14 protein-coding genes are annotated in these 15,173 nt (G+C 46.6%); 5 read left to right on the forward strand and 9 right to left on the reverse strand.

Annotated elements, in window-relative coordinates:
- Positions 1-6: 6 nt before the first annotated feature.
- The gene (locus EHQ17_RS01520) at positions 7-420 is read right to left on the reverse strand and encodes a hypothetical protein (protein WP_135591881.1); all 414 of its coding nucleotides are present in this window, start codon (positions 418-420) and stop codon (positions 7-9) included.
- 292 nt (positions 421-712) lie between these two features.
- On the opposite strand from EHQ17_RS01520, the gene EHQ17_RS01525 reads away from it, so the two are divergent.
- The 4 genes from EHQ17_RS01525 to EHQ17_RS01540 all read left to right on the forward strand — a co-directional run bounded on the left by EHQ17_RS01525 (position 713) and on the right by EHQ17_RS01540 (position 2,893).
- Positions 713-991, forward strand: a complete 279-nt coding sequence (locus EHQ17_RS01525) for a DUF883 family protein (RefSeq protein ID WP_135591879.1) — start codon at positions 713-715, stop codon at positions 989-991.
- Between the two features lie 7 nt (positions 992-998).
- On the forward strand, positions 999-1,376 hold the full coding sequence (locus EHQ17_RS01530; RefSeq protein WP_135591877.1) for an LBF_4227 family protein: 378 nt from the start codon (positions 999-1,001) through the stop codon (positions 1,374-1,376).
- A 4-nt stretch (positions 1,377-1,380) separates the two neighbouring features.
- Positions 1,381-1,638, forward strand: coding sequence for a hypothetical protein (locus tag EHQ17_RS01535; protein WP_135591875.1), 258 nt, complete (start codon positions 1,381-1,383; stop codon positions 1,636-1,638).
- Positions 1,639-1,990: 352 nt separating this feature from the next.
- Entirely contained in the window at positions 1,991-2,893 is a 903-nt protein-coding gene (locus EHQ17_RS01540) for a DUF1963 domain-containing protein (protein ID WP_135591873.1), read from the forward strand.
- A gap of 210 nt (positions 2,894-3,103) precedes the next feature.
- On the opposite strand, the gene EHQ17_RS01545 is transcribed toward EHQ17_RS01540, so the two are convergent.
- The 5 genes from EHQ17_RS01545 to EHQ17_RS20040 all read right to left on the reverse strand — a co-directional run bounded on the left by EHQ17_RS01545 (position 3,104) and on the right by EHQ17_RS20040 (position 9,861).
- Complete coding sequence (locus EHQ17_RS01545; protein ID WP_246057314.1) at positions 3,104-3,379, reverse strand: hypothetical protein; 276 nt, start codon at positions 3,377-3,379, stop codon at positions 3,104-3,106.
- Positions 3,380-3,561: 182 nt separating this feature from the next.
- A complete protein-coding gene (pyk, locus tag EHQ17_RS01550) occupies positions 3,562-5,028 on the reverse strand; it encodes a pyruvate kinase (RefSeq protein ID WP_135591871.1) in 1,467 nt (488 codons plus the stop codon).
- Between the two features lie 45 nt (positions 5,029-5,073).
- Positions 5,074-7,035, reverse strand: coding sequence for a hypothetical protein (locus EHQ17_RS01555; RefSeq protein ID WP_135591869.1), 1,962 nt, complete (start codon positions 7,033-7,035; stop codon positions 5,074-5,076).
- Between the two features lie 12 nt (positions 7,036-7,047).
- Entirely contained in the window at positions 7,048-8,097 is a 1,050-nt protein-coding gene (gene asd, locus EHQ17_RS01560) for an aspartate-semialdehyde dehydrogenase (RefSeq protein WP_135591867.1), read from the reverse strand.
- A 69-nt stretch (positions 8,098-8,166) separates the two neighbouring features.
- Entirely contained in the window at positions 8,167-9,861 is a 1,695-nt protein-coding gene (locus EHQ17_RS20040; RefSeq protein ID WP_246057316.1) for a hypothetical protein, read from the reverse strand.
- Positions 9,862-9,957: 96 nt separating this feature from the next.
- On the opposite strand from EHQ17_RS20040, the gene EHQ17_RS01575 reads away from it, so the two are divergent.
- Positions 9,958-11,550 (forward strand): hypothetical protein, encoded by a 1,593-nt coding sequence (locus EHQ17_RS01575; protein WP_135591865.1) that lies wholly within the window; start codon positions 9,958-9,960, stop codon positions 11,548-11,550.
- Here the strand turns inward: EHQ17_RS01575 and EHQ17_RS01580 are convergent.
- From EHQ17_RS01580 to EHQ17_RS01590, 3 genes are all read right to left on the reverse strand, one after another.
- A complete protein-coding gene (locus EHQ17_RS01580) occupies positions 11,535-12,983 on the reverse strand; it encodes an MBOAT family O-acyltransferase (RefSeq protein WP_135591863.1) in 1,449 nt (482 codons plus the stop codon). The two genes, EHQ17_RS01575 and EHQ17_RS01580, sit on opposite strands and share 16 nt — an antisense overlap.
- A gap of 812 nt (positions 12,984-13,795) precedes the next feature.
- Positions 13,796-14,011: a hypothetical protein gene (locus EHQ17_RS01585; protein WP_135591861.1), complete on the reverse strand. Its 216-nt coding sequence runs from the start codon at positions 14,009-14,011 to the stop codon at positions 13,796-13,798.
- A gap of 700 nt (positions 14,012-14,711) precedes the next feature.
- The gene (locus EHQ17_RS01590; protein WP_135591859.1) at positions 14,712-15,089 is read right to left on the reverse strand and encodes a phosphatidylinositol phospholipase; all 378 of its coding nucleotides are present in this window, start codon (positions 15,087-15,089) and stop codon (positions 14,712-14,714) included.
- Between the last annotated feature and the right edge of the window lie 84 nt (positions 15,090-15,173).

Raw genomic sequence — 15,173 nt, forward strand, 5'->3', positions numbered from 1 at the left:
AATTTTTTAAAATACCTTTTTGAGCGTCTGTTTGATTTTTTCCGCGTCGTCAATCGCTCCGTTGGAAAGCGAACCGGCGCGAGCCATAAGATTCACGGCACCGTCCATTCTTGCCTTTAACTCCTCGATCTTCTGGAGTTGTTCGTTTAGAAAGACGAGCTTGGAATCCAATTCCATCTCTCTTCTTTCCAAAAGGAGTTTGAAGTTATCCAACTCTTGGATTTTTTTCCTGGTTTTTTTGGCTTCCGTATCGACGTCTTTTCTATAATATTTTTCCAGCTCCTTCTCCGCCTGAAGATGACGATCCCGTTCCGCCTTAAATTCCTTCTTCATCAGCTTGAGAGCCTGACGATACGCCTTATTAAAAATCCTCTGTTTTTGTCCCCTTCTGAGACGTAACATTTTGCCGATCCAAGTCATACTTATATCCTGATCTTCTTATGATGAATTCCGTTTCGAATCAATTTAATTCGCGAGGGAATCGGGAAATTCCGCGCACGCTAAATAAGTCGGTCGAACGACGGTTCCTACGTTTTCCGGCACGTTCCGTTTTCATTCCTCGTTTCGGAGCGGTTCCGATGCGGTGATTCGACGGATTCTTCCATTCTTTTGATTAGACCTCAAAATTCGAGAGAAAAACCTACTCTCGAAAGAACGAAAGTGGTTGATTCCATAGACATAAAACGTAGAAAGATTCCGAGAGGAACCAATCATGACATCCAGAGCGGACGACCTGAACGAAGAAGTAGAATCACTGAAGGACAAAGCCAAACGTATCACCGGAAAAGCGCGCGAAGAATATCTGGAGCACGTTTCCGATCTTAAGGAAAAGATCAAACATATCTCGGGCGAAACTTCCGAAAAGGCGAAGCAGATCATAGACGAAACCGGCGCGTATATCAAGGAAAATCCCCAGAAAGCTGCGTTGATCGGTCTCGGAGTCGGCGTGGGAGTCGGCCTTTTGATCGGAATGCTGATCCGTAGAAAGTAAACGACCGATGTCGAAGAAAAAAAAATCGGATTTTAATTCGGAGTCTTTCGATTCCGAATCCTCAAAACGAGGCAACGATCTCAAGTCCCACTTTCTCACTCTGGTGGATTCGGTTTTGGAATACTTCCAGACCCTTCTTCTTTACGGGCAAAAATATCTAATCAAACGATTTCAAGCGGGAATACAAGCCTACGTTTTTCTTAAGATGGGTTTGTTTTTTCTAACGTTAGGCGCCTTATCCTTTCTCGGCGCGTTTTTCTTTTTCGTCCATACGATCTCGGGCGGGAATCTTCTTCTTTCGAGTTTGGGCACGGGCGGGGTCAGCTTTGTCTTCGCCTTTTTCTTTCTGTGGCTCGCCTCCTCCTCGCTGAAGGTCAAGGATTAGGATCATGAAGGAATTTCCGGATCTGAATCCGTTCGAAGGAAGCGATCGCTTTTTAGGAAAGAATCCGTCGGATATGAATCTCGAGGAATTAAAACTTTATCTTCATATCCAGAAATTGCGCGTGCGATTGGAGTTCGAAAAATTCCAGTCCTCGATCAATTATACCGGTATGGTCGTGGACGCGTTGGATAAGCTGGGTTTTGGGGAATTCCTACAGTCGTTTCTAAAAGTCCCCGATCACAAAGATACGCCCCAAGAATAATTTCCGCTTTTTCGGGCCGGCACATCCGTCAAACGCCGGCCTTTCCTTTCGTAGTTTCCGAAGGTTTTTTCGAAACGTTCCTCCACTGCACATCCTCCATCGACATAAACTCCGCGCATCCATCCGGAGGCACGAAGGCCGGAAGGAACGGACAAACGGGCCTTTCCGCGAAATTTCTCGAATCGATTTCCGGAAATCACATCGAAGAAAAAACTCCGCTCGAAATCCGGCCTTCGCAATCGCTGAAATTTCTACGATTTTATAATTCAAGAACCCGATTACTACGCTGTTGTTAAAACGTCGATCGGCGTATAACGGCCGTTATCGTACAAATCAAAGACAAAGGAATTCTATGAGTAACCCGATCACTACAGCAAAAAAACTCGTCCTGGAATATCCGTATCCGAAAGGACTTCTGGAAAAAATTCCCACCGAAGGAACGTATTACGACGGCTTTTCTTCGGTTTATTTTAAGGAGGACGAAAAAGTCACACCGACCATTCTTTCCAAAACGTTACACTATTTCATCGACATCGACGAAAAGGAAACTCCCGAAAAGAAAATTCCGATCGGCGCGTCCAAGATGAAAGGACTTCCGCACCTTCCCAACGCGAAATTCTGGCCGAAAGAAACGTATTTTTTCGCCCAACTCAATTTCGCCGAATTCAAAAAATACGATATTGAAGATCTGTTTCCGGACGAAGGTATACTTTATATTTTCGATACGGTCGAAGGCGATTTCGTATTAAAATTTTATGAAGGTTCGATCCAAGACCTAAAGGTCGTCGATTATCCGGACGAAGATTCCCTTCCCGAACCGGAATACCATCTGGAGGATTACAGAGACACGACCTTCCGTCTTTCCTTTTCGCCGAAGTTTTTATTTTATGCGGCGGGGGACGCCTACGATTATAGGACGATCGCGAAAATTCTTCCGAAAGAGTTGTGCAATAAGCTGACTAAACTTCTCAAGGCGGAACTCACGACCTGGAACCCAAGCCTCAGGATTTTCGGAAGACCTTTGTTCTGGCAGGGAGAAGACGAACGTATGGACGACGACGATGAGGAAGAAGAGGAAGGTAACAAGAAAGTCAAATCCGGTCGAAAGAAATCCGTTCCTAAGATCGAAGAAAATCCTGAAGTTCTCCTATTTCATTCCGAAATCGGAGAAGGACATTTTCACATTCGGATCGATCGTAAGGATTTAAAAAAGAAAAAATTCGCAAAGGCCTATTCGACTTATTCGGGAACGTAGAACGTAATAGGATTTAAACTTCTGAGACGTGATACTACGAAACAAAACGTAGGTCCGTCTCATTGAACCGAAACTTTTTGTCGAAGAGATTTTTCTCATTACATCGATCGTAACGACGGAAATACAAAGGTTTAGAAAAGCGGCGTTTTTTTTCCGTTTGATGTCGGAACACCGAACCGTATGCCTACCGTATTACCGTATAACAGCTGTTTACTGAAATATTCCGAGCCGGCGTAAATAGTCGTGAAACGGTTTCGTATCTTTAAAATGAAATTTAGGAGAAAGCGAGTAATTCAACTTGGCCAGCAGTCCGGTTTTCGTGGAATAGAGCCACCGTCCTTCGTAAGAATTTTCGTCCGATCGAATATCGATCTTATGCGTCCAAGCAGGATCGGACGGCATTTGTTCCGTTTCGGAATCCGTTTCCAAAAGCGATAGTGCGTTTTTGAATTCCACGACTTCCGATTCCGCATCTAAACGTTTCATAATCTCGAATTTTCTGTCCCGAAAGATCACGGATCGAATGGGGGCTTCCTGAAAATCGAATCGTCTGCGATTTTGAAAACAATCTAACAACGATAAAATAAGGAGATACACTCCGCAGATTCCGATGCGAAAATTCCGTCCTGCCATCGTTTGAACCCTCAGAGTAAGGATCGACCCTCCGGTTATTTCACAACTTCCGTTTCCGGCATCGCGGGATACGTTTTCACTTCCCGGATTTGAATCGTTTCGACACGATCCTCTCCCGCGATGATATCGGATAAGATTACGACTTGATCCCCGTCCTTGATTCTACCCGCTTTTTTCAACGTATCGATCGCAAGACGAATGGTCTTTTCCGGATCCCGGGAAAAATCGATCCGATACGGAATCACTCCGCGGGTCAGCCAGAGTTTACGACGAACCGTCGTCATATTCGTAAACGCATAAATCAACGGATAATGCGGATGAAATCCGGCCACGTTGAGCGCGGTCGTTCCCCTTCTCGTAATTACGACTATGGCCGGGCATTTTAAGGAATCCGCCAGTTCCGCGGCGGACTTTGCCATCTGTTCTTTTTTATCCTGAGGAATTTTTTCACGAACGTAATCCACTCCGCCGGTCCGTTCGACACGTTGTGCGATCTTGTCCATCATCTCGACACAGCGGACGGGAAATTTACCCGCAGCGGTTTCCCCTGACAACATGATAGCGTCGGCTTCCTCATACACGGCGTTGGCTACGTCGGTGACCTCCGCTCGAGTCGGAGAAGGATTGCTGATCATCGATTCCAAAAGGTGGGTCGCGACGATGACTCGTTTTCCTTTGAGAGCGCATTCCTTGATGATGGCCCTTTGTAGTATCGGCAGCTCTTCGATCGGAACTTCGACTCCGAGATCTCCCCGCGCGACCATCACTCCGTCGGCGGCGTCTACGATTTCCTTCATGTTTCGCACGGCTTCCTGATCTTCGATCTTAGCGATGACCTGTGCGTGACCTTCGTTTTCTTCTATGATTTGTTTGAGTTGATTGACGTCTTCCACGGAACGAACGAACGACAACGCGATAAAGTCCACGTCCTCTTCCAATCCGAAAAGTATGTCCTTGTGGTCCTTGGGCGTGATCGACGGAAGATTGACCCGTATCCCGGGAAGATTGATGTGTTTTCTGGAACCGAGTTTTCCTCCGTCCAACACTTTACACTTAAGGGCGGAATCGTTGATCTCTTCGACGACGAGATTGATCAGACCGTTATCCACGGTGACCGGATCTCCCACTTTGAGATCCTTTACGATATCTTTGTAATTTACGAAAACGGATTGTTCCTCGGATTCTTCTCCGGGAATGATATGAAAGGTGAAGGTTTCCCCGACTTTCAAATCGAGATGATCCACTTGTAGATCTCCGGTGCGAATTTCGGGTCCCTGCGTATCGAGTAGGATCGCGATGGGCGCCTTCAATACGTCCTTGTTGAGCGCCTTGATATTGCGGATGATACTTCTGTGGAAGTCGTGATTTCCGTGGGACATGTTGAGACGCGCTACGTTCATTCCCGCTTCCGCCAACGCTTGGATCATCTTTTTATCCGCGGTCGCGGGTCCGATGGTGCATATGATTTTTGTCTTTCTAAATACGGAGGGTTCGCTCTTCATCCTAATACCTTTATTCGGAAGCGCGGGGCTTAGGACAATCTGGAATCAGATTTTAGGAAGAGTTTTCTTCAGAAAATCGTCGAGAGAGATGCAGAAGTCGAACAGATCCTGGTCGGGCATACTGGCGTTCTTTTGTTCTTCGATGATGGCGGAGGCCTTTTCCATCAGATCTCTTCCGTGTTTTTTGAGATACCGTTTGGAAATCAAAATCGGAAACGTATATCGCTCCTCCTGATTGCGGACCATAAAGGAAAAGATATCGCTCTTTCCGAACTTCTTGAGAAAAGCGACGAGATTTTCTTCGTTGATTTCTCCTTCCATTTCGTACAACAGAATGTTACGATCCGGATACTGTCTGCTCGACCAGTAATCGTCGAGAATGTCGAGCACTCGTTCCAACAATTTTCCGCTCGTAGGATCGATCGCTTCCTTGGGAGCGGAGGAAGGTTGTGTTTTTTCCTCCTTGCCGGGCACGTTCTGCTGTTTTCGCGAACTCTTCTCCGCCTGTTCCTTTTCTTTGACGCGTTTTTCCGCGAGTTTAGCCGCGTCTTCCTGAATCTTCTTCGTACGCGCTTCGTTCACCCGTTTGTTCAACTCCACCGCGTTATGCGCTCGAATCTGTTCCGCTTCGAACTTATGAACGGTTGCGCTTCCGAAAAGATTCCTCCAAAGACGCGTGAAAAACGGAAGATATTTGAACAGACTCGAAAGCTCCAACTTGTCGAAAGAAGCCGCGAGATCCCGATTATCGATCAAATCTTTGATCTTCATCCGATCCAAAATCCGGATTTCGTTGTCGTTGCCCGTCGCGGCAAACGTGCGACGCGCGGCTTCGATCGCACCGGCGACTGCAAGTTTATGAAGAACGTAGATATACAATGCGTTTTTATCCGCGAACTCGGTATGAAGAATCTGTTCGTGATTGGTAACGAGGGTCCGGATTTCCTCTTCGATTTGTTGTCCCCGAAAACGGAGGAAGTTCAGGTCCACGAGACGATTCGCCGATTTTATATAATCCAAAATTTCGGTCAGCTTTACCTTCTTTTCTTCCTTTTCCTTTTTTTCCTTGTCCTCTTCCTCGAAGTGAACCAGGGCTAAGAGTTCCTCCATCGCGGTTTTCTGATCCCCGTACGCCGGACTTAAAAACGGCATGACCGAATTCACGAGACCGCGCGTGTTCGAACGTTCTTCGTCGGAAACCGATCCCAACGCGCCTATCTTTTGTAACTCCGGCACGAGACGATCGGTGAGAAAGGATTTATACGCTTCGATTCGGGCGAGGATTTCCTCCTGAACGTTATAATAGAACACGGAACGATTTCCCGGGTTGAGCGCGTTTTCGTTTCGAAAGAAGAATAACGTCTTTTGTTCCACGAGTTTTTTGAGTACGGGTTTGAGATGGATGTTTACCGTCACTTGTTTTAAACCGGGAGTCGCGTCAAAAGGATCGTTGAACAGATTTCCGATTTCGGTGGAAGCGTAGGTATCCGTGAGTTTGTTCTCCAAAATCGCGGTGTGGATCCGTTTGACGAATTCCTCCCTGCCCGGGAAAATTCTTTTTTCCTTAATCCATCTCTGGATCGAGGAAAACGTGGTCTGATTGACCCCGTCCACGTATCGATGACTGGTCGAAGCGTCCGCTGCCTGAGGACGGGCGAACACCGGATTCAGACGCAGATAGGATTCTATCTTTCCGTCCGAAGCATCTCCGGTCGGATTAAAATCCACCATACAGATTTTTTTAACGATCGGAGGATTGTATTTCGTACAAAGTTCGCGAAGGTATTGACCGACCTTTTCCTTCTCCAGATTCATATCCCGGGAAAGTTGATCCATATTCGGAAGGATCTTGTTGGCCAGGTATTTGTCGGTCCAATCCCCGATGACGAGCAGAAGTTTATGAATTCCCTTGTATTGGAAATCTCCCCGAGACTCCAGAGACTGAGTCAGTTGCAATGCAGTATTATAATCTGCTACTTTCAGTTCTGGAGATTGAGGTTCCAACATGGAATGACAGTATCATCCGAGGAAATTCTTTTTGTAAAGAAGTTCTGCGTTTAACAACGCGGCTCCCGCAGCGCCTCGAATCGTGTTGTGACTCAAAACGACATATTTCCAATCCAGTATCGGATCGGGACGAAGACGACCTACCACTGTGGTCATTCCGTTTCCGGTATTCAGATCCAAACGAGGTTGTGGTCGGTCCTCCTCTTCACGATACAAAATCGCTGGATTCGGCGCGGAAGGAAGTGCGAGCGACTGCGGTTCTCCGGAAAAATTTTTCCAAGCGGATAACACCTCTTCTCGGGAAGGTTTTTGTTTGAATTTCACCGAAACACAAACGGTATGTCCGTCGAACACGGGAACTCGGTTGCAATGAGCGGAGATCGGAAAATCCGCGTGTACGATCTTTCCGTTTTCCACACGACCGAGACATTTGAGAGGTTCGATCTCCGCTTTTTCCTCTTCGCCTCCGATATGCGGAACCACGTTTCCCAGAATGTCCATACTAGGAACTCCGGGATATCCGGCGCCGGAAATCGCCTGCATCGAAAAGAGCATAACGGACTCGATCCCGAAACGATCGAACAAAGGTTTTAACGTGATCGTAACACCCATGATCGTACAGTTGGAATTGGTGATGATCTTTCCTTTCGTAGTTTGCGAATCCAAAACCTCGAGATGCGAAGCATTGACCTCTGCGGAAAGAAGAGGGACCTTCGGATCCATTCTATGATTTTTGGAATTGGAGATGATATGGATTCCCGCATTGGCATACGCGGATTCCACTTCGCCTGCGATACTCGCATCCAAACCGGAAAACGCCAACGCTGCTCCGGAAGTTTTGGAAGGATCGGGCGTAGTAATTACGATGTTCTTCGCATAAGCAGGGATATCGGAGGAAATTTTCCATCTCGACTTCATGACGTCTCCGTACGTTTTACCGGCGCTGTTTTCGGAAGCGCAAAGGTGAGTGACCTCGAAGTACGGATGATTGTCCAACAATTGGATGAATCGCTGGCCTACGGAACCGGTGGCGCCTAAAACGGCAACTTTGACCCTGCTCATATTGAATGTTCAACGGGAAATTTCCCGCCCTCGCTAGATTGATAGAATTTGCCGAAGAACGGCTATTTATCAAGGTTTTACAGGAATTCCCCTGTGTCTTTCAGAAATTTGGACGAATTCTTTCGCATAAATCGAACTCATTCGAATCATTCCCGGATACGTAAAATGATGATAGTCGCTGAAGTCCTGCATCCGCAACGAACCTTTGAGATCGGAGAAATGAACCGATTCTCCTTCGAGGCCCGCGAGAAATTTCAGATGATCCTTATACCAATCCGAATCCGAATACCAACCCAAGCTGATCGGATTTTCCGGATTGTTGACGATCCAGAGAGGAATTCGGTTTTGAGCACAGAATTCGGAGAAAAAACGCAGGTAACGGAAGTGTAACGTAGGAACGAATTTTTCCTCCCGGATCCGCAACTTCGCTTCCTTCAGCGCGACGAGATAACCGATTCCGGGCCTCTGCGGATAATCCTCCAAAAGACGAAAGTTAAAATATTTTGAATATTCCATATCGCTCATGTTTTGGTAGCGAAGATCCTCCAGACGCTCCTCCCGCGTGTATTGTCGCCCGTTTCTCGGGACGTCCGTTCCGAAGGTTTGTTGCAGACGCACTCCGAGGCGATCGTAATTCCAATCCTTGTTTTCTCCCTGTGCGTAAAAAGGCGTCCATGTTTTCGAAAGTTCCGCGACTACAAAAACTTCCGAGGGAGAGGCTCCGACTTTCGAAAGAAGTGCGGCTTCGGTATTACGCGGAACCGTCGTGTCTCCGTCGAAAACCTCCCGAGTTCCCTGCGTACCGGTATTACGCGAAACAGGCGTTTCTTCTTCCGGCAAAAACGCTTGTTCGGCAAAACGTCCGTCCAAAATTATTTTTTTCCATCCGGGTTCGAAAAAGGAAAACTCCTGAATTACATTCCGTTTTTGGAATGTAATTTTGACGGGGCCGGCGGCCAGAAGTTCCGGCACGATCTGCACGAGAAAGCCGTTCCGTTTCATACCTTCGGTCAAAACGAAGGAGAATTTTTTTCCGGTCCATCCGAGGGAAGTCACACGTTCCGGGATTTGAACTCCGTTGTAGCCGTGATAACTGGTGTTTCTTCCGTAACGATGATCGTAAAGGGAACGAAGATTTTTCCAGAACAGGTCCTTATACCGATAGAATCCGAAAAGATACGCGGCGATATATTCGGAGGTACGGTCGAATCCGAGTTCTTTCCAAAATTCGAACGCGGCCTCCGAAGGAAAAATGAATCTGGATTGAGGCGCTTCGAAAAAGTTCAACGCGTCCGAAAGAAGGACCTTGGAATCGATCGTGTCGTTGCGGTTCGTCGGGTCGAGGGAATACGCCCTATGCAATCTCCAATCTATGAAATTGAGGGGAAATACGACGAAGTCCGGAGACAACTCCTTGATCTTTTCCCGACACAACCAAACGTCCAACGGAGTCATACCAGCGTAGGAAAGAAATTCCACTTCCATGTCCTTTCCCGTTCGTTCGAAAACGTCCTTTCGAAACGCCTCCCGATCGAAGGAATAATGCGCGATACTCGAACCGACGATCAGGATTCTCGGAGAACGTTTTTGTTTTTTCCGAAGAGTGAAATATTCGTATAAGAAATTGTAGAAATGATTCGTGCTCCAAGGTGACTCGTTGGGAACGACCCAGATCAAGGTGCGAAAAAAAACGAAATCGAGAACGAACAAAAACAGGATTCCGACCGCGAGCAACGGAAGATTTTTTTTCGTTTGGAGTTTCATTCTGAAAGAACGGTTTCAAAGCGGCGTCCGCTTGTCCAGGATTACTTGATTTTTTGACTTTACCCCGAGTACTGAGCCGAAAAGATTTCAGTCCTGATGTTGCGTTATCTTGTAGCTTTGATTCTTTTTTTCGTTTCCTTGGGGATTTCCCTGGCGGAGAGCCCGGAAGAAATTTATCTCAACTCGGACATTCTTTATCTTCCTGCGCTCGCTTTGGACTTGTTTCGGGACGGAGGAAGTTTTTTCTCCTGGTCGTTTACTCCTTCCCCCTATTTTTTTCCGGACTTACCCGTCGTGTCCGTGTTGTTGTTCTTATTCGACAACGCGTATCAGGCCCTGTATTGTTTCGCGTTTCTTCAGATCCTGACGTTCACCGTTTTGATGGAACGTTTTTGGATCTTCGTTCAGGAGGAACACATCGGGAAAAAACTTTCGATCCGGGAATCGAGATCGGTCCGATCCTGGGTGCTCGTTTTGGTTTCGATTCTTCTGCTCGGCGCGTCGCGTTTCCCGACTTTTTATATACTGTTTTTGCCGTCCATTCATACGAGCGCGTTCCTGATATCTTTGTACACGTGGCCCTTTATTCACCAAACAACACAAAGACGAAGTCGGATTTTTCTTTTTCTGACGCTTCTTTTCACCGTAATCTCGGACCGAATCCTCGTAGTGGAGCTGGTCCTTCCCGTTTTTTTCGCGGGAATTTTTTTTCCGGAGCTTCCGCCCAACGATCGCGACCGAAGACCTTCCGGGGTTTGGAAACGTCTTTTGCCTGAAAACGGAAGACTCGTTTTGAGCGCGGGAATCCTGGGTCTCCTATCGCATTCGATTCTAAAATCGTTTTTGTATATAGAACGACCGGGTACGATCCCGTTCCCGCTTTCTCTGGATAGGGCCGTCGCAGACGGGACTCGATTTTTTGAGGATGCGGCGGCGTGGTTTCGCGCGGTAATTCACGCGGGCGTCCGGGATTCGACATCGAACGTCGCGGCGGATTTTCCGGCTCCCGCGATCACATTCTTATGTTATGCGACTGCGCTTTGTCTCAGTCTCTTTCGGATCAATCGTACGAAATCGGACGTATTTCTCGCGTTTTTTTTCTCGCTTCTTTTTTTTCTTCCGATCGCCGCGGGTTCTTACGTGGATCAATACAGCCTACGTTATGCGGCACCGGCGCTCATTCTCGCGCCGGCGTATCTGGGTTTCGTTTCGGGATTTCGGAAAAAATTCCTAAACGCCGCCTTATTCGCGTGTTTCCTGATCGCGGCAACCGCCTGGAATTCCCTTCCCAAACCTTTCGACAACACACTGTTTCGAAACGACCGATGGACGCCCGAAGAAACTTCCTGCGTAGATAAAATCGCAGAACGACACGGTATTTCCCTGGCGGTCGCCGATTTTTGGACCGCAAAACGGATTCGCGTTTTTTCGCAAAACAAACTTCCCGCAATCCACGCCGCGTACGGTACATTAGAAGGTTCTCATACGATTTCCAACCGGGATTGGTATTTGCGGAAATACGATTCACCCGTGGCGGTGTTGACGCGCGGTTTGGGAAACGAAAACGTACTTTCCAATTACGGAGTTCCTGATAAAAAAACCGGCTGCGGAACTTTGGAAATCTGGATTTATGAAAATCCGGAACGGATTCTTCAGGCGATGCGACGGCCGTTTCAGAAAACGAAATAGAGGAACGGTTTCGTTTCGACGGTCAAAACTACGCCGACGATAAAACCCACGACGCTCAATAAGCAGAATACGATCCAGTGCAAATTCTCCCGAAACCGCGAATACTCTCCCGTCCTTTCCTCCCGAACTCCGATCCAAGTCGCGAAGATCACGCAGAGAAGAATCGTCAAGAAATGGGTTTGCATCGTATACGTCGGTTCCGTGCCGCTTTCGAAAGAGAACAATTTTCTCAGCAAATGGAGGGATACGTCCAAGGATTTGGAACGAAAGAAGATCCAAATCAGACAGACGGAGAACATTACAAATATTTGATATATTCTAGCGAACAAAATCCTTAGGATAGAATTGGCCTCGGACAAAAAACGGATTCGTTCGCCGAAACTCCTTTCCAGGACGAGACAAAGACCGTGAAAAAATCCCCATAGAACGAAGTTCCAACTGGGCCCGTGCCAAAGTCCTCCGAGGAGCATAGTGATCCAAAGATTTCTATACGTGATCGAAGCGCTCGTTCGATTTCCGCCGAGAGGAATGTAAAGATACTCCCGCAGCCAACCGGAAAGAGAAATGTGCCATCGCCTCCAAAAATCGGAAAAACTGGAAGCAGTGTAAGGAAGACGAAAATTTTCCGGAAGACGAATTCCCAACAGAAGCGCGGAACCGATCGCTATGTCCGTATAACCTGAAAAATCGCAATAGATCTGGATCGCGTAAGAGAAAATTCCCATCCATGCGAAACCCGTCGAAACGTTTTCCGGAAATTGATAAACGAAATCGGAAATTCCGGATATACGATCCGCTATCACGGCCTTTTTTACGAAACCCAATAGAATCAGCCAAATCCCTTCGCGCAGAGGTATGTTCTCCCAGGAAATTAGGGAGCGAAACGCAGGCAAAAGGATTCTGGAGGAAACGATCGGGCCTGCGACCAGCTGCGGGAAAAAGGAAAGAAAAAGCGCGTAATGGAAAAAATTTTTTTCCGCGACGATTTCCCTTCGATATACGTCGATCGAATAACTCAGGGATTGAAAGGTATAAAATGAAATTCCGACCGGAAGAACCACCTGCAACGTCCGAGCGGAATTTTCCCAACCGAAAGAACGCGAGAGAGTAAGAAACGATTCCGTAAAAAAACCGAAATATTTAAAAAACCCAAGAACGCTTAAGTTACCGCACAACGAGACCCACAGAAAAAGACGTCTTTTTTGTTGTCGGTTCTCCGCATCCAAAGCTCTTCCCACGGAATAATCCAAAATCGTCGTGAACAATATCAAAAGACCGAAACGGTAATCCCAGGAAAGATAAAAGAGATAACTGACACAAAGAAGAAAAGAAAGTATGGGTGCGTTTCGTCTCGGAAACAGAAAAACCAAAACCCAGCGAACGGACCAAACGATCGTAAAAAAAAGGAAATACTGTGGTGTAGTAAAATTCATCGAACCGAAACGATTTGCAACCTAGGATTTCCGCAAAACATAAATCCACCAGTCGTTTTTAATCGATGGAGAAGGTTAAATGTTTTCTATCGTTAAAAGCGGCCCGATAACGCTTTTTTTACGAAAAAACCGAAATCGATCCGATCCTGTAGTGCTCACAGGGGCGGGTAAAAAGGCCTCCCAAACGCCCATTTTGCTAAAAAATCGGCGCAGAAGGGCCCCTAAAAAAATACTACATCTACGGGAAAATCTATCTGCCGGTAATTGGGCATCCCGCCGACTTTTCCACATAACGAAATTTCGAATCAGTTCACGCCCTTTGAAACGATACGATTGTCCCGAATGCGGAAATTCCTACGCGAAAGCCCCGAGTTCGACAGGGCAAAATCCGGAAGAGAAAGCGGGATCGGAGCATTCGGCGGGGAGGAAACGGGGAACGTCTCGCTGCGGATTGAGAAAAAAGAAAAGAAATTTGGAGCAGCGAATCCTCGTCTTCTTCTACGAATCTTAAAAGTAACTCGGCTTGATTCAAAATTCCAGATTAAGATTATTTTTAATCACTTATTCTTAAGCATTATTGGGCAATACCAAACCCTCGTTCATTTCCACCTTTCGTAAGAGCGAATCCGCTGCAAACCATGCTTTCAAAGAGGCCGACAAAGGGAAAAATCGATTCGACAGGAGGCAAGAATGGGGCAAGGCTCGGCAAAGGTCCAACGGGAAGCGTGGTTAAACTAATTAAAGCCAAGGAAAAAGGCCTGTATGTAATCCATAATAAAAGATTATATTTAATCAATTTAAATGGATCGCAATTAGACAATCCATTTGTTTCGAACGCCACAGTGTGGACAACTTGCTGAAATTTCAGCCTTTACCCGCTTACCTTTAGGCGTTTCTATCTTCCCGATTGCCACAAACTCAAAATCTACGCCCTCCGGAACATAATGCCCGGCTCCATATTTCGCAGAGCCCTCAATCATATAAGAACAGGCGTGGCAGCGAACCCGCAATTTAATCACTTCAGCCATATGCGTTTGGTTTCAGTCTTTGTGAGGATCCCCCTTTCGTAAAACCTTTTTCCTGGCAAATCGGCATTGGCAGGAAATGTTCCTACACATGACAAAGTGACACTAATTTTGGCATTTTTCTATCCGTTTGAGTTCCCACAAAGCGCGCTAACCGGGCTTTTCTTCGTTTCTGCCCCTTTTAGTTCAAAAAAAAGGGCCTCTGAAAGTGGCGCCCATTTCACGCCGCTCCCGCGCAAAGTGTCGAACTCCGACTTCGTTCTCAAATGCAGATTTCGCCCAAAGTGCTACACTTTTGTCCTTTTCCTCTTTTTATAAGGCAAAACGGAAATTTTCCCGAATCCCCCAGGCCGAGGAAGAAAAGATTCCGTTTCTCCGACATCTGCCGGTGCGCAGAGTGGAAGAATCCAGAAGATCGCCCAAAATTCGGCAATTCCTTCTTTTAAAGAGACATAGTCATATTATGCTTCCAGAAGCGCCTGACCATTTTCGCTTTGATTTTACAAGAATTCCCCTGCTTTCCAATCACAGGTCCATTTGCCGAGATAGCGCCTTGGTTAAAATTGGGCACTTAGGGTAACCGACGGATTTCCAGCAGATTACACCGAAATCGGACAGCTGGCTCCAAAATTGGTCAGCATTCGACCATATTTGGGCAATTAGAAGTTTGATTTTCTGCCCTGTGCGCAGCACAGGGGGATTTTTATTTTTTTACGGCTTTTTTAGGAGAGGGTTTTTTCGAAACGGGTTTCGAGACTTCCAAGAGGAGACTTTGTTTTTCTGCAGATTTATTTCCCAGAGGAGAATCGAAATTCGTATCGATTCCTTGTTTTCGATTTCGTTTTACCATATAGATAAAATGTCGGATGTACTGTCCGTAGGGCTCCGGAAGCGTTTTTGGATCAAAATCCAAAGGATTGTCCAGAAGTGATTTTACTACGATTTGGCTCAGGTCTTCCTTACTCGTCATCATAATCGTCTCCAGGCGGCGACAAATCTCATAATCGTTTACTTCAAGAGACATCTTTTTCATCGCATTCAGCAATTTCTGAAAAGAGGACCGTTTCACTTTGGAAGCCATGGACAAAGATTTTCAACCTCCGGCTGAAAAACAAACAAAAATAGATTTTATCAAAATGCGGCGATGTTTCCGTTTTTTTTAAAG

Origin of the sequence: Leptospira gomenensis, from assembly GCF_004770155.1 — a bacterium.
Classification (GTDB): domain Bacteria; phylum Spirochaetota; class Leptospiria; order Leptospirales; family Leptospiraceae; genus Leptospira; species Leptospira gomenensis.